Annotated in this window: 13 protein-coding genes and 1 pseudogene; 11 read left to right on the top strand and 3 right to left on the bottom strand. The window is 73.2% G+C overall.

Annotated elements, in window-relative coordinates; all coding sequences use genetic code 11:
- The first annotated feature begins 323 nt into the window (after positions 1-323).
- Positions 324-566 carry a DUF397 domain-containing protein gene (locus tag ACSLIC_RS11185; RefSeq protein WP_436737525.1) on the top strand — a complete coding sequence of 81 codons (243 nt, stop codon included), beginning with the start codon at positions 324-326 and terminating at the stop codon, positions 564-566.
- Positions 567-610: 44 nt separating this feature from the next.
- Here the strand turns inward: ACSLIC_RS11185 and ACSLIC_RS11180 are convergent, their stop codons facing one another.
- Entirely contained in the window at positions 611-1,090 is a 480-nt protein-coding gene (locus ACSLIC_RS11180; RefSeq protein ID WP_436737524.1) for an ATP-binding protein, read from the bottom strand.
- A 272-nt stretch (positions 1,091-1,362) separates the two neighbouring features.
- Here ACSLIC_RS11180 and ACSLIC_RS11175 point away from each other — a divergent pair, with 272 nt between their 5' ends.
- From ACSLIC_RS11175 to ACSLIC_RS11150, 6 genes and pseudogenes are all read left to right on the top strand, one after another.
- Positions 1,363-2,226, top strand: a complete 864-nt coding sequence (locus tag ACSLIC_RS11175; protein ID WP_436737523.1) for a helix-turn-helix domain-containing protein — start codon at positions 1,363-1,365, stop codon at positions 2,224-2,226.
- 126 nt (positions 2,227-2,352) lie between these two features.
- Positions 2,353-3,858 (top strand): aldehyde dehydrogenase family protein, encoded by a 1,506-nt coding sequence (locus ACSLIC_RS11170; protein ID WP_436737522.1) that lies wholly within the window; start codon positions 2,353-2,355, stop codon positions 3,856-3,858.
- A gap of 166 nt (positions 3,859-4,024) precedes the next feature.
- The gene (locus ACSLIC_RS11165; protein ID WP_436737521.1) at positions 4,025-4,579 is read left to right on the top strand and encodes a DinB family protein; all 555 of its coding nucleotides are present in this window, start codon (positions 4,025-4,027) and stop codon (positions 4,577-4,579) included.
- Between the two features lie 105 nt (positions 4,580-4,684).
- Positions 4,685-5,311 (top strand): PadR family transcriptional regulator, encoded by a 627-nt coding sequence (locus tag ACSLIC_RS11160; protein WP_436737520.1) that lies wholly within the window; start codon positions 4,685-4,687, stop codon positions 5,309-5,311.
- 51 nt (positions 5,312-5,362) lie between these two features.
- Positions 5,363-5,676, top strand: a pseudogene (locus ACSLIC_RS11155) (MerR family transcriptional regulator); the annotation flags it as partial.
- A 95-nt stretch (positions 5,677-5,771) separates the two neighbouring features.
- On the top strand, positions 5,772-6,461 hold the full coding sequence (locus ACSLIC_RS11150; RefSeq protein WP_436737519.1) for a DedA family protein: 690 nt from the start codon (positions 5,772-5,774) through the stop codon (positions 6,459-6,461).
- A 63-nt stretch (positions 6,462-6,524) separates the two neighbouring features.
- Here ACSLIC_RS11150 and ACSLIC_RS11145 read toward each other — a convergent pair whose 3' ends face one another.
- Positions 6,525-8,171, bottom strand: a complete 1,647-nt coding sequence (locus tag ACSLIC_RS11145; protein ID WP_436737518.1) for a threonine/serine exporter family protein — start codon at positions 8,169-8,171, stop codon at positions 6,525-6,527.
- Positions 8,172-8,409: 238 nt separating this feature from the next.
- A complete protein-coding gene (locus tag ACSLIC_RS11140; RefSeq protein WP_436740345.1) occupies positions 8,410-8,898 on the bottom strand; it encodes an inorganic diphosphatase in 489 nt (162 codons plus the stop codon).
- Between the two features lie 136 nt (positions 8,899-9,034).
- Here ACSLIC_RS11140 and dacB point away from each other — a divergent pair, with 136 nt between their 5' ends.
- From dacB to hpt, 4 genes are all read left to right on the top strand, one after another.
- On the top strand, positions 9,035-10,564 hold the full coding sequence (gene dacB / locus ACSLIC_RS11135; RefSeq protein WP_436737517.1) for a D-alanyl-D-alanine carboxypeptidase/D-alanyl-D-alanine endopeptidase: 1,530 nt from the start codon (positions 9,035-9,037) through the stop codon (positions 10,562-10,564).
- Positions 10,565-11,716: 1,152 nt separating this feature from the next.
- On the top strand, positions 11,717-12,916 hold the full coding sequence (locus tag ACSLIC_RS11130; RefSeq protein WP_436737516.1) for a zinc-dependent metalloprotease: 1,200 nt from the start codon (positions 11,717-11,719) through the stop codon (positions 12,914-12,916).
- A 174-nt stretch (positions 12,917-13,090) separates the two neighbouring features.
- On the top strand, positions 13,091-14,299 hold the full coding sequence (gene tilS, locus ACSLIC_RS11125) for a tRNA lysidine(34) synthetase TilS (RefSeq protein ID WP_436737515.1): 1,209 nt from the start codon (positions 13,091-13,093) through the stop codon (positions 14,297-14,299).
- A gap of 111 nt (positions 14,300-14,410) precedes the next feature.
- Positions 14,411-14,950, top strand: coding sequence for a hypoxanthine phosphoribosyltransferase (gene hpt / locus ACSLIC_RS11120; protein ID WP_436737514.1), 540 nt, complete (start codon positions 14,411-14,413; stop codon positions 14,948-14,950).
- Positions 14,951-15,176: the final 226 nt, after the last annotated feature.

Below are 15,176 nucleotides of genomic sequence, written 5' to 3'. Positions count from 1 at the left end.
TGGAGTCCCACAGGGTGCCGGACACCGGGGAGGGTCCACCGGCGCCCGGCGCGGCGTCAAGCCGGGGGCGCCGCGCCCGGAGGTTCACGCCCGAGCAGGGACGGTTCCGTAACCGTGGGACCACCCCTCGTGCACGTGCATCTGCCCATGCATCCGCAGGTGAACCCCGCTATGATCCGAAGCAGTTCAGACTCATGAGGACACGTCGCGAGCCGCCCTTCCCGACCGGCCACCCCGCGTCCGCGACGGCGTACCCGACCAGTTCACGACCCGCCTCACCGCCCGGTCCGGGCCGAGCCGAGGCGCCACGGGGGAGCGATCCAGTGCACCACGTGTACAACGGCATGGCGGCCAGCGAACTCCACGGCGCGGCCTGGCAGAAGAGCAGACACAGCAATTCGCAGGGCTCGTGCGTCGAGTTCGCGAAGCTGCCCGGCGGCGGCGTCGCCGTCCGCAACTCCCGGCATCCCGAAGGCCCGGCGCTGGTCTACACGCGCGCGGAGATCGAGGCGATGCTGCTCGGCGTCAAGGACGGGGAGTTCGACCACCTGATCGCCGGGGGCTGACGGGCTGGGGCCGATCCGCCCGACAGGACCTAGGGGTCCGGCGCTCACACCTCGAAGAGCGCCCAGACGACCTTCCCGTCGAGCTGCCCCGCCAGCGGGTGCCAGCCCCAGGCGTCGCTGAAGGAGTCGACGAGGAACAGGCCGCGGCCCGACTCCGCGTCGAAGTCCTCCGGCGGGCGGGCCGCCGGCGTCCCCGTGCTGGGGTCGCGCACGGCGCACACCAGGCGGCTCTCGCAGGCCATCAGGTGGAGCCGGACCGGAGGGTCGTCGGGGCGCGGGGTGTCCGCGGGCAGCGCGTGCCGCAGGGCGTTGGTGACGAGTTCGGAGACGACCAGGGCGATGTCGTCGAAGCGCTTGTCGTTCTCCCACTCCGCGAGGGTCCGCCGGGTGAACGCCCGTGCGCCGCCCACCGCTTCGTAACGGGCCGGGAGCGCGCAGGAGGCGGCGTACCGGACGTTCGAGGGGTCGAGTGGGGGAAGCCCCTGCCTCAACGGCGCGAGCATGGTCGATCCATCCGTCCCCATGCGAGGCACTCCCCGGTTTCGCGGTGCGTAGCGATATGGCGGTGGTGCGCGAGCCATCGTGGCGAATGCGGGGAGCAGATGCAAGGGCAGATGCACGTGCACGCGCCGGATTCGGGGCTCCTGCGGGCGTTGCCCACGATTTCTTCCCGTGGCTGTTTCGCGCCCCTCGTGTGGAGCCGCCCCGCTCCTGTCTGTTTCCGTAACCGAACGCGTACACCCCGGAGGTTTTAGTGGCAGACTGCGGAACCCTGAACGATGGGGAGGGCTGAGAGGTGACCGCAGGCGAGTCCGGAGGCTCGGTGGTGCGGCGCATCCTGCTCGGGTCGCAGCTCAGGCGGCTACGAGAGGGACGCGGCATCACACGGGAGGCGGCCGGCTACTCGATCCGCGCCTCCGAATCGAAGATCAGCCGCATGGAGTTGGGACGGGTGAGCTTCAAGGCGAGGGACGTCGAGGACCTGCTGACCCTGTACGGGGTCGCCGACGGCGCCGAGCGCGCCGCCCTGCTCGATCTGGCCCGGGAGGCCAACGTCGCGGGCTGGTGGCACAGTTACTCCGACGTCCTGCCCGGCTGGTTCCAGACATACGTGGGCCTGGAGGGCGCCGCGTCGCTGATCCGGGTCTACGAGGTGCAGTTCGTCCACGGCCTGCTCCAGACCGAGGCGTACGCGCACGCGGTGGTCGAGCGCGGTATGCCCGGGGCGAGCGCCGCCGAGATCGACCGGCGGGTCGCGCTCCGCCTGGAGCGGCAGAAGCTGCTCGTCTCCGAGCGTGCCCCCGGCTTCCACGTCGTCCTCGACGAGGCCGCGCTGCGCCGCCCGTACGGCGACCGGGCCGTGATGCGCGAGCAGTTGGAGCACCTGATAGAGATCAGCGAGCGGCCCAACGTCACCCTCCAGGTGATGCCGTTCAGCTTCGGCGGCCACGCCGGGGAGTCCGGCGCCTTCGCCCTGCTGCGCTTCCCCGAGTCGGACCTCTCCGACGTCGTCTACCTGGAACAGCTGACCAGCGCCCTCTACCTCGACAAGCGCGAGGAGGTCGCCCAGTACGAGAAGGCCATGGAGCGGCTCCAGCGGGACAGCCCGGACCCCGACCGCACCCGGGATCTGCTGCGCGGACTGGTCCAACTCACTTGACACGGCCGTACGATGACCGCGTGCGAGGGTGGGCGGGGCCCGGCCGCGCACACCGGCACTGGGCACGACCGGCGCCCGCGCTGCGGCACGGGCCCGGTGAACTTCGCGTCAGCGGATAGGGATCACATGTCCGACTCCACCGTCCCCGCAGGGGCCGCAGCACCCGGCCCCGGCTTCGCCGACTTCGGCCGGCTCGCCCACCAGTACATCGACGGGCGGTGGCGGACCGGCACCGGCTCCTGGGACATCATCGACTTCAACCCGTACAACGGGGAGAAGCTGGCCGCCGTCACCGTGGCCACCGTCTCCGAGGTCGACGAGGCGTACCGCGCCGCCGAGCGCGCGCAGAAGTCGTGGGCCGCCGCCGGGCCGCACGTCCGCCGGGCGGTGCTGGAGAAGGCGCTGCGCATCACCGAGGAGCACACCGGGGACATCGTCGAGGCGATGTGCGAGGAGCAGGGCGCGACCCGCTCCAAGGCACGCCACGAGGTCGAGACGGCGGTCGAGTTCCTGCGGGAGGCGATCCGGCTGACGGTGCGCCCCGAGGGCGTCATCGTGCCGGCTTCGCAGCGCAGCCGGGAGAACCGCGTCTACCGGCTGCCCGTCGGCGTGGTGGGGGTCATCAGCCCGTTCAACTTCCCGTTCCTGGTCGCGCTGAAGTCCGTCGCCCCCGCGCTGGCGCTGGGCAACGCGGTGGTCGTCAAGCCCAACCAGAACACCCCGGTGGTCGGCGGCGGGCTCATCGCCCGCATCTTCGAGGAGGCCGGGCTGCCGGCCGGGCTCCTCAACATCGTGGTCACCGACATCGCCGAGATCGGTGACGCCCTCATCGCCCACCCCGTGCCCCGGGTCATCTCCTTCTCCGGCTCCGAACGGGTCGGGCGGCACGTCGCCGCGGTCGCCGCGAGCCACCTCAAGCGGACCGTGCTGGAACTGAGCGGCAACAGCGCGCTGGTCGTCCTCGCCGACGCCGACGTGGACTACGCGGTCGACGCCGCCGTCTTCAGCCGCTTCGTCTACCAGGGACAGGTCTGCATGGCGGCCAACCGCGTCCTGGTCGACCGGGCGGTGGAGGCCGAGTTCACCGAGAAGTTCACCGCCCGGGTACAGGCGCTGCGCACCGGCGACCCACGCGAGACGGAGACCGATCTCGGCCCGGTCATCAGCGACTTCCAGGCCGACGCGCTGAGCGCCACCGTCGAGCGGGCACTGGCCGAGGGCGCCACCGCCCTGGTCCGCGGCCGCACCCTCGGCAACCTGGTCGAGCCGACCGTGCTGACCGGGGTGCCCGCCGACTCGGCCCTGCTCCACCAGGAGATCTTCGGCCCCGTCGTCGTCCTGGTCCCCTTCGACGGCGACGACGAGGCGGTCCGCATCGCCAACGACACGCCCTACGGGCTGAGCGGCGCCGTGCACACCGCCGACGCCGAGCGCGGGGTGGACTTCGCCCACCGCGTCGAGACCGGGATGATCCACGTCAACGACTCGACCGTGCAGGACGACCCGCAGGTCGCCTTCGGCGGCGAGAAGGCCAGCGGCTCCGGCCGGCTCAACGGCGAGGCGGCCGTGGAGGTGTTCACCACCCAGAAGTGGATCTCCGTGCAGCACGGCCGGAGCGTCTTCCCCTTCTGATCCCCGCCGGGCCGCTCCTGATCCCGTCGGGGTCGGCCCTTCGGGGGGTTTACGCACGGCCTGTGCCCCGACGCGGACCGCCGCTGTCCGCGTTCCCCGCCACGATGGAGGTGTCCGCAGGAGCCCCGTACGAGGCGGGGCCGGGCACTTCGAAAGGCGGCTGCTCATGGTGGTGCACGTGGACCCCGAGGCGCGGGGCGACGAGCGGGGCGCGCTGCTGGCATTCCTCGACGCGGAGCGGGGCGGCGTCCGGCGGGCCCTGCTCGGGCTGAGCGACGAGGCCGCCGCGACGCGGCCGAGCGCCAGTGAGCTGTCCCTCGCCGGGCTGCTCAAGCACGTCCGGCTGACCGAGCAGGGCTGGCTCGCCCTGGCTGCGGGGAGCACCCCGGCACCGGCCGAGGGCGGGACGTACGCGGACGAGGAGCACGGCTTCGAGCTGGCCGGCGAGGAGACGGTCGCCTCCGAACTGGCCGCCTGGGACGCGGTGGCCCGCCGGACCGAGGAGTTCATCCGCGGCGCCGAGTTGCTGGACGCCACCTTCCCGCTTCCCGAGGCGCCCTGGTTCCCGCCGGGCCAGCAGGTCTCGCTGCGCTGGCTGCTGCTGCGCCTGATCACCGAGATGTCCCGGCACGCGGGCCACGCCGACATCATCCGGGAGAGCCTGGACGGGGCGACCGCCTTCGCGCTGGTGGCCCGGGAGCGGGGCGAGGAATGGGGGTAGCTGGCACAGGGGCGCCGCTCTGCCCTCCCGGACCGGGCTCCCGTACCCTGGTCGAGATCGGCCAGGTCGGGCCCGGTCCGGGCTCCGCGAGAGGGGGTGCGGCGCATGTCGGCGATCCGGATGCTGGTGCTGGGCGCGGTGCGCCAGCACGGGCGCGCCCACGGCTACCAGGTCCGCAACGACCTGGAGTACTGGGGCGCCCACGAGTGGTCCAACGCCAAGCCCGGCTCGATCTACCACGCGCTCAAACAGATGGCCAAGCAAGGGCTGCTGACCGCCCACGAGACGGAGCCGTCCACGGCGGGCGGCCCGCCGCGCACCGAGTACTCGGTCACCGGCGAGGGCGAGCAGGAATTCTTCCGCCTGCTGCGGGCCGCGCTCACCGGCTACGACCAGAAGCCCGACCTGCTCTCCGCCGCGCTCGGCTTCCTCGTCGACCTGGAGCGGGACGAGGCGGCCCGGCTGCTGAGGGAGCGGCTGCGCTCCATCGAGGAGTGGCGCCGCTCGGTGGCCGAGTACTGGACGCCCGAGGACGGGCCCGAGTCGATCGGCCACATCGGCGAGATCATGAACCTCTGGGTGCACTCCGCCGACTCCGGCGCCGAGTGGACCCGCGGCCTCATCGGCCGCATCGAGGCCGGGGCGTACACCTTCGCCGGGGAGGGCGAGCCGTTCCGCGGCGTCCTCGCCGAGGGGCAGCCCAACCCGTACGCGACCGAGGGCGATCCGTAGGGCCCGCCGCCCGCCCCGGGGGAGCGGCGGGGTGGGGCGCCGGCCGGAGACGTGGGCTTCCCGCTGGACGAGATCGCCGCCATGCTCGACGACCCCGACGCCGACTCCCGATGCCCACCTGCGGCGTCAGCACGCCCTGCTCACCGATGGCCGAGGCCGACGCCCCCGAGGCGCTGGACGCCGCCGAGGACCACCGCCGGTACATCGACAGCGCCCACTACCCGGGCGACGCCCGGGCACACACCTGCCTGGCCGACATGTACGTGGCCGACCCGCGCTCCACCGCCACGTACGAGGCCGTCCACCCCGGCCTCGCCCTGTACCTGCACGACGCGATCCACGCCCACGCCCGCCGTACGGAGTAAAGGAAGGGTAAGGGCGCGGCACGGGCCGGGGGCGGGGCGTTGGTAGTTTGGTCGGCTGTACCGTCCCGCCCCGCCCACCCCAGGAGTCCGGAACAGTGAATACGCTTGCGCTCGGCCCGAGCTGGCTGGACCCGGACTACCTGCTCAACCAGTTCGGCATCTACGGCCTGCTGCTCATCGTCTTCGCCGAGTCCGGCCTGCTCATCGGCTTCTTCCTGCCCGGCGACTCGCTGCTCTTCACCACCGGGCTGCTCATCACCACCAGCCAGCTGAAGTTCCCGCTCTGGCTCGCCATCGTGCTGATCTGTGTCGCCGCCATCGTCGGCGACCAGGCCGGCTACCTCTTCGGCAAGAAGGTCGGGCCCGCGCTCTTCAAGCGGCCCGACTCGCGCCTGTTCAAGCAGGAGAACGTCACCAAGGCCAGCGAGTTCTTCGAGAAGCACGGCCCGAAGTCGCTGGTCCTGGCCCGCTTCGTGCCGATCGTGCGGACCTTCACGCCGATCATCGCGGGCGTCAGCTCCATGCGGTACCGCTCGTTCATCACCTTCAACATCATCGGCGGCGTCCTCTGGGGCGCCGGTGTGACGCTGCTCGGGGCGTGGCTCGGCCGGATCGCGTTCGTCCGCGAGAACATCGAGGCCATGCTGATCCTGATCGTGCTCATCTCGGTCGTGCCGATCATCATCGAGTTCGTCAAGGCGCGCGGCCAGAACAAGCGCGCCGCCGCGGCCGGCCCGGACGCCGACCCGACGCCGCCGCAGCGCGGCCGTCACGCCAAGCGCTGACCGGCGGCCGGAGACGAAAGGGGGCGCCCCCAGGCCCGGGGCGCCCCCTTTCGGCGTACCGGATCAGAAGCCGCGGGTCCGCTTGGCCGCGCGGCGGGTGGCCGCCTCGGGACCGCCGGGCACCCGCAGGAAGAGCCGGGCCGTCTCACCGCCGAGGTTCACCCCGATGGCGATGGCCATGGCCAGCGCGATGGCGGTGCTCAGCGAGGAGAGGCCGGTGCTGACGTCGCCCTGGACGATGCCGAGCAGCCCGTAGTAGGTCGCCGAACCGGGCAGCAGCGGCCCGATCGCCGCCGTCACGTACGGCAGCGCCGAGGCGAACTGGATGCGCGAGAGCAACTGGCCGAAGAGGCCGACCAGGCCGGCGGCGACCGCGGTCGAGGCGACGGGGGAGATGTCCCCGGCGAAGTGCATCGCACCGTAGACCGTCCAGGCGACGCCGCCGTTGAGCGTCACCAGCAGCACCGTCGAACGCTCCTGCTGGAGCAGGACGGCGAAGGCCAGGGTCAGCGCCATCGCCGCGACGATCTGGAGCGGCGGCCGTTCCACCGACAGCAGCGCCTCCCGCGGCTGGAGCTGCGCGCCGAGCTGCACGCCCACGTAGAGCATCACCAGGACGCCGACCACGATGCCGACGAAGAGGTACATGACCTCCAGGAGGCGGGCGGCGGCGGTGATGTAGTAGCCGGTCAGGCCGTCCTGCACACCCGCGACCAGGGCGCGTCCGGGCAGCAGGGCGAAGAGGCCACCGGTGATGACGGCGGAGGCGCGTACCTCCACGTGGGCGAGCTGGAGGGCGATCCCTATCGCGGCGGGCGGCATCGCGGCCACCGCGAACTGGTAGAACTCCGGCAGCCCGCGCCCGGCGAAGACCCACGCCATCCGGTCACCGAGGATGGCGCCGAGCGCAGCCGCCACGAAGACCACGAGGCCGCCGCCGACCAGCATCGAGGCACCACCGGCCAGCAGCCCGGCCGCCAGCGTCAGCGCCCAGGTGTCGAACGGGTGCCGGTTCCTGCGGATCTCCGCCAGCCGCCGGTACGCCTCCTCCAGCGAGACCTCGGCGTCGTCCGAGCTGAGGTCGTCCACCAGTTGGAAGACCGCCGCCAGCCGCGTGTAGTCCGTCCCGCGCCGGCGCACCGTCCGGGAAGCCGTCAGCGGGTCGTCGACCAGCGAGGGCTGGTACGAGATGGAGAGCAGGGTGAAGGTGACGTTCGGCTCGCAGCGGTCCAGGCCGTAGCTCCGGCAGACCGCGAACATGGCCGCCTCGACGTCCTCGGCGCCCTCGCCGCCGGCCAGCAGCAGCTCGCCGATACGCAGCGTCAGGTCCAGCACGCGCGGGACGGCCGGGCTGGAGTCGTCGGACTTCTGGGCGAGGTCGGGCGCCGGACGCTCGGCGACGGGCAGCCGGATCATCGCCCGCATCCGGTCCTGCCAGGGGCTGTTCTTGGTCAGCCGCACCATCGGTATGCCCTGCGCGGGCGTGAAGGCGGGGGGCGCGCTGCGCGCGTCGTAGGTGGCCGGCGGGGTGAACGCCGAACGCTCGGTGTCGGCGGCGGGCAGCGCCGTCAGCCCCTCGGGCAGGGCGAACTCCGAGGTGATCTGCGACTCGCTCTCGGGGCCCTGCGACTGCGGAACCCCCTGGGGAGGGGTGAAGGCGCTGCGTGCCTCGTCCGACTGCGCCTTGCGGTCGTCCGCGTCCTCCGTCACCTGCTCCGCCTCGCTCCTCGCGTCCTGCCCGGACGGCCCACCGCGCCCGCCCGCACGGTGCCCGTGATGCCCAGTATGCGCACCGTGAAGCGGCGCGCACCCACGGCCCTCCTACCTTGGCCCGCGGCCGTGAAACCCGCGACCGCGCGATGCCCGCGCACACGGCGACGGGCGGCGCCCTCCCGAGGGGGAGTGTGCCGCCCGTCGCTCACCGGGCCGCCGGCGCGGCCCGCGCGGTTCAGTGACCGGCTTCCTTGGCCCGCTGGTACGAGCGCTCGATCTCGGCCTCGGCCTCGGCGCGGCCGACCCAGTCGGCGCCCTCGACGGACTTGCCGGGCTCCAGGTCCTTGTAGACCTCGAAGAAGTGCTGGATCTCCAGGCGGTCGAACTCCGAGACGTCCTGGATGTCCTGGAGGTGGTCCACCCGGGGGTCGCCCGCGGGGACGCAGAGCAGCTTGTCGTCGCCGCCGGCCTCGTCGGTCATGCGGAACATGCCGATGACGCGGCAGGAGATGAGGCAGCCCGGGAAGGTCGGGTCGTCCAGCAGGACCAGCGCGTCCAGCGGGTCGCCGTCCTCGCCGAGGGTGTCCTCGACGAAGCCGTAGTCGGCCGGGTAGCTGGTCGAGGTGAAGAGGCGACGGTCCAGGCGAATCCGGCCGGTCTCGTGGTCGACCTCGTACTTGTTCCGCGAACCCTTCGGAATCTCGATCGTGACGTCGAACTCCACCGGTGGCTCCTCCATGCTCATACAACGAGTGATCTGCGGTCCTCCCCCGGGCAGACGGGCTGCCATGCTCGCGGCAAGACGCAGTGGTTAAGTGTCCCTCACGCAGGTGGGTGATCGCGAAAGGGGCTGGTGCGGGGTGTCCGGGCGCGGTGGGTGGCGGCTCAAGACCTGGCAGTTCACGGCGGCAGCCGCCGTGGGGGGCCTGGCCCTGGCGAGCGCGGCCGCGGCCGCCGCAGGTCCCTGGGACTCCGGCGGTCAGCGTACGGCCGAGAGCCGCCGGGCCGGCCTTCCTCCGGGCACGGGTGACGGGGATCACCGTACGGAGGCGAGGGGTCCGCTTCCCTCCGGTTCCGACCCGGTCACGCCCGAGGCCGCCGAGGTGCTGGCCCCGCTGGAGACGGGCGCCCTCGCGCCGCGCTCGGGACAGGGCGCCCGCGAGGCGGCAGCCGGACGGGCCCCGGCGCCCACCGCCGCCTCGCTCAAGGGGGTCCTGGAACCGCTGCTGAAGGCCCGGGGGCTCGGCCCCGGCGCCACCGCCTCCGTGGTGGACGCCGCGACCGGCAAGGAGGTCTACGGACACGCCGCGAAGACCGCCATGGTCCCCGCCTCCACCGTCAAGATCGCCACCGGCACCGCGGCCCTCAGCGTCCTCGGCCCCGACCACCGCATCCGCACCACCGTGGTCGCCGAACCCGGGCCCGGCTACGAGGACGGAGCCCCGCCCGAGCGGATCGTCCTGGTCGGCGGCGGCGACCCGACGCTCACCGCCCGCGCCGAGGCCGAGGGCAACGCCTCCCTGCGCACGCTCGCCGACCGCACCGCCACCGCCCTCAAGAAGCGCGGCGCCCGCACCATCCGGCTCGCCTACGACACCTCCGCCTACAGCGGACCCGCTCTGCACCCCATCGGCCCCAACGAGAACATCGCGCCGGTCAGCGCCCTGATGGCCGACGAGGGGCGGCTCGACGACTCCAGCAGCGGCCCCGCGCCCCGCACCGCCCGGCCGGCCCCCGACGCCGCCGACGCCTTCGCCGGGTTCCTCGCCGACCGGGGGGTGAAGGTCGAGGGCGCCGTGGGCCAGGCCGTCGCCACCGACCAGGCCGAGGAACTGGCCGACGTCCGCTCGGCCACCCTCTCCGCCCTGGTCGAACGGATGCTGACGCACTCCGACAACGACATCGCCGAGGCCCTGGCCCGTCAGACGGCCCTCGCCGCCGGCGCCAAGGCCGACTTCGCCGGTGCCGAACGCGAGACCCGCCGTGCGCTGGGCCGGCTCGGCCTGCCGCTCGACGGGGCCCGCTTCGCCGACGGCAGCGGACTCGACCGCGCGGACCGCGTCACCGCCCGCCTCCTCACCTCCCTGCTCACCCGCGCCGCCCACACCGACCACCCCGAACTCCGCCCGGTCCTCACCGGCCTGCCCGTGGCCGGTTTCAGCGGGACCCTCGCGGGGCGTTACTCCGGTGCCGACGCGGCCGACGGCATCGGCGTCGTCCGCGCCAAGACCGGCACCCTCACCGGCGTCAACACCCTCGCCGGAACCGTCGTCGACGCCGACGGGCGCCTCCTCGCCTTCTCCTTCCTCGCCGGCACCACTGCGGACCCCGCCGCCGCCCAGACCACCCTCGACCGCCTCGCGTCCGCCCTGGCCCGCTGCGGCTGCTGACCCGCCTCCCGGCTCAGGGGCACTCCACGACCCCGGCCGCCCGCCACCGGGCCGCTCCGCCCACCCCCGACCCCGCCCGACCCCGCAAGCCCGGCCGGGCCCCGGCCGGGCCGTCCTCGGCCGAGCCCCGCCCCGATCTACCGCTCCTTGCCCGTGCCGACCCACGCTGGCCTCAAGCGCCGGCCGGGCTGCCTTCAACTGGGCTCCGCCCCGACTGTGCCGCCTTCTGCCCGTGCCGGTCACTGATTGGCCTCAAGCGCCGGCCGGGCTGGGGTGGCCGGGGTGTGGCTGGGCTGTCGTCCACCCGCGCCTCCTTGCCCGTGGCGGTCACTGATTGGCCTCAAGCGCCGGCCGGGCTGTGGGGGTTCGCGGTTCGTTCGTCGTGTTGGTCGGGCGTGGCCGTGCCGGGGTACCTCCTCACAAACTGCCGGGTGCGGGGACAGTCGCTTCAAGACGGGCTCGGGGCAGTTTGCTGCGGGGGCACCCCGGCACGACCCCGCCCTTGCGTTTCGTCGGCGTCGTCCCGCCGGTGGGAGGAGAAAAGACAGACCGTCCCCGAGGAGTCTTTGTGGCCTGCCGAGGGGAGGACGGTGGTCACCGTGGCGAACAGAACAATCGGGGACGGCCTCCTCCGCCCACCGGCGGTTGGCCGCGTACGAGACCGTGGGGTGGGGTCGTGTCGGGGTGCCCCCGCAGCAAACTGCCGCCAACCCGTCATGCTCCAACTGTCCCCGCACCTGGCAGTTTGTGAGGAGGTACCGCGGCGCGGCGCCGCCCCACCCACGTACCGGAGGAACCGCGAACCCCTATAGCCCGGCCGGCGTTTGAGGCCATCGGTGACCGGCACGGTCAAGGAGGCGCGGGTGGACGACAGCCCAGCCACACCCCGGCCACCCCAGCCCGGCCGGCGCTTGAGGCCATCGGTGACCGGAACGGTCAGAAGGCGGCAGATCGGGGCGGAGCCCAGCCGAGTCCCAGCCCGGCCGGCGCTGAGGCCAGTCGGCGACCGGCACGGGCGACCCGGAGCCCGGCCAAGGACGGCCCAGCCGGGCCAGAACCCCGTCCCGCCGAGGGACGACAGGACGGCCCAGCCGGGCCAAACCCCCGCCCCACCGGGGGCCGCCAGGCCCCCTGAGCACGTACGGTTGACCCATGACGAGCATCGGTGGTGCGGAGATGGTCGACTGGAAGCTCGCGGTCGCGACGGGGAGCAGGCTCGCCCGCCCGGGGCCGGAGATCAGCCGCGACGAGGCTCGTGAGGTCGTCGCGGAGCTGCGCGGGCACGCGATCGCGGCCGAGGCGCACGTGCGCGCGTTCACCGGGATGGCCACGGCGGAGGGGCACGACACCCCGGTGCTGGTGGTGGACCGACCGGGGTGGATCGAGGCCAACGTGGCCGGGTTCCGCTCACTGCTCAAGCCGCTGATGGCGAAGATGCGCGCCCGCCGGGGCAACGGCCCGGGCGGCGTGATCGCGGGAGCGGTCGGCGGCAAGGTCACCGGTGTGGAGCTGGGCGTGCTGCTGTCGTTCCTGTCCTCGCGGGTGCTGGGCCAGTACGAGACGTTCGCCCCGGCCTCCCGGGAGCTGCCCGGCGCCCCGGACGGCGGTGGCCGCCTGCTCCTGGTGGCGCCCAACATCGTCCACGTCGAGCGGGAGCTGGGCGTGGACCCGCACGACTTCCGGCTCTGGGTCTGCCTGCACGAGGAGACGCACCGCACCCAGTTCACCGCCGTCCCCTGGCTCCGGGACCACCTGGAGGCGGAGATCCAGGCGTTCCTGGCGGAGACCGACGTCGACGCCGGCACGCTGCTGGAGCGGCTCTCGGACGCCGTCCAGGCATTCACGGGGGGCCGTCGCGAGGAGACCGGGACCGCAGGGACCACCGCCACCACCGGTACGGAGACCGACCCCGGCGCGCGCTCCGGCGCGCACGCCCCGGACGGGGGCACCGAAGGCCGCAGCCTGGTCGACCTCGTCCAGACCCCGGCCCAGCGCGAGATCCTGGCCCGGGTCACCGCCGTGATGTCCCTCCTGGAGGGGCACGCCGACTACGTGATGGACGGCGTCGGCCCGCAGATCGTGCCCTCGGTCGTGGAGATCCGCGAGAAGTTCCAGCGCCGCCGCGCCGCCGGGGCCAACCGCCTCGACCAGATCCTGCGCAGGCTCCTGGGGCTGGACGCCAAGCTCCGCCAGTACCGGGACGGCGAGCGGTTCGTGCGCGCGGTCGTCGAGGAGGTCGGCATGGAGGGCTTCAACCGGGTCTGGACCTCGCCCAACACCCTCCCCACGGCCAACGAGATCACTCACCCCGCCGAGTGGATCGCCCGCGTGCACCGCACCCCGGAAGCGTGACCCGGCGCGACCGTGTGACAGGCGTACGCCCCCGTAATCACCCGTCCGAGGGACCGTGGGGTGGCTCACGGGCGTGCGATGCTCAGGGAATGCCCGGCTTCTGTCACCATCTACGCACGCTGAGTGACGGCAGCTGAGCCCCCGCCCCCGAAAACTTCATGAAGGGAACCGGACATGGGTCCCCATCCAGCGGTCGCGGCGATACGCCTCGCGGTCCGCCGCGTCCTGAACGACCTCCTCACCGAACACCCCCAGCCCCTCACGGGGCAGCCGGGCCGCCCGCCCCGCGCCGAACTGCTCGAACGGGTCGGCCGTGCCACCCGCGCCGGCCGCGCCCGCCAGATCCGCGCCCGCGCCGCCTCCGGAGCCCCCGCCCAGGTGCCCGCGCCCGGCGAGGCCCGGGGCACCGCCCCACCCGCCGAGGGCCCGCTCGTGCTGGTCGCCTGCTCCGGCGGCGCCGACTCGATGGCACTCGCCTCCGCCCTCGCCTTCGAAGCCCCCCGGCTCGGCATCCGGGCCGGCGGCATCACCGTCGACCACGGCCTCCAGTACGGCTCGGACGCCCGCGCCGCCGACGTCGTCGCCCGGCTCACCGCGCTCGGCCTGGACCCGGTCGAGACGGCCGCCGTCCGCGTGGCCGCCGCCTCCGACCGGACCGCGCACGGCGTCCCCTACGCCGGCGGTGCCCGTCGGGTCGGCCCCGAGGCCGCCGCCAGGGACGCCCGGTACGCCGCCCTCGATGAGGCCGCCGAACGGCTCGGCGCCGCCGCCGTCCTGCTCGGCCACACCCGCGACGACCAGGCCGAGACCGTCCTGCTGGGCCTCGCCCGCGGGTCCGGCATCCGCTCGCTCTCCGGCATGGCCGCCGTCTCCGGCGACTCGGGTCGCTACCGCAGGCCCTTCCTCCAGCTGGACCGGCAGACCGCCCGTACCGCCTGCCTCGCCCAGTCCTTGTCCGTCTGGGACGATCCGCACAACACCGACCCCGCCTACACCCGCTCCCGGTTGCGCCACGAGGGGCTGCCCGCACTGGAGAAGGCGCTCGGCAAGGGAGTGGTCGAGGCCCTGGCCCGTACCGCCCAGCTCTCCCGGGACGACGCGGACGCCCTGGACGCCTGGGCCGCCCGCGAGGAGGCCGCCGTCCGCGACGAGACGGGCGGGCTGGACTGCGTCCGGCTGTACGCGCTGCCCGCCGCCGTGCGCCGCCGCATCCTGCGCCGGGCGCTGGTCGCGGCCGGGGCTCCGGGCGGCTCCCTGTTCGCCCGGCACGTCGAGGAGGTCGACCGGCTCATCACCGGCTGGCGGGGCCAGCGGGCCATCAACCTCCCGGGCAAGGTGGAGGCACGGCGGCAGGGTGGCAGACTTGTCCTCCGGCAAGGCTGACGCCGACCGCAGGGTTCGGACGACGGCTCGGACGACGGCCGTCGGCCCGGGGAGCACCTCCCCGGGGCCGCGGCCGAGGACGAAAGTGATGTGCGGGTGGACGCGAAAGACATGGGTGCCGACCTCGAGTCGGTGCTGCTGACCAAGGAAGAGATCGACGCCAAGCTGGTGGAGCTGGCGGAGCAGATCGACCAGGAGTACGCGGGCAAGGACCTGCTCATCGTCGGTGTCCTCAAGGGTGCCGTCATGGTCATGGCCGACCTGGCCCGGACGCTCTCCACCCCCGTCACCATGGACTGGATGGCGGTCTCCTCCTACGGTTCGGGCACCCAGTCCTCCGGCGTGGTCCGCATCCTCAAGGACCTCGACACCGACATCCAGGGCAAGCACGTCCTGATCGTCGAGGACATCATCGACTCCGGTCTGACCCTCTCCTGGCTGATCTCCAACCTCGGTTCGCGCGGCCCGGCCTCCCTGAAGGTCTGCACCCTGCTGCGCAAGCCGGAGGCGGCCAAGGTCGCGATCGACGTCGAGTGGGTCGGCTTCGACATCCCCAACGAGTTCGTCGTCGGCTACGGCCTGGACTTCGCCGAGAAGTACCGCAACCTGCCCTTCGTCGGCACTCTCGCCCCCCACGTCTACGGCGGCTGACGCCCGACCCGGACCACCGGTCGAAGCTCCTCGACGACGCGGGGCGGCGGGGGAACCCTCGTACGCCGCGCGCCGTTGGAGAGGGGAAGACGGTTTCCGGGCCGTCCCCTGCGGCCGCGGGTGACAATGCTGGGGTACCGTCCGAAGAACAATCGTCAGAACTGTTCTACGGCGCACGGCTCCTGGACACGCGGCTCACCGCGGCCCCGGGAGTGTCGGGCGCGGG

This window comes from Streptomyces sp. BBFR102 (assembly GCF_051397025.1).
Taxonomy (GTDB): domain Bacteria; phylum Actinomycetota; class Actinomycetes; order Streptomycetales; family Streptomycetaceae; genus Streptomyces.
Note: the sequence above shows the minus strand (reverse complement) of the source record. Positions and strands in the feature narration are given on the sequence as shown.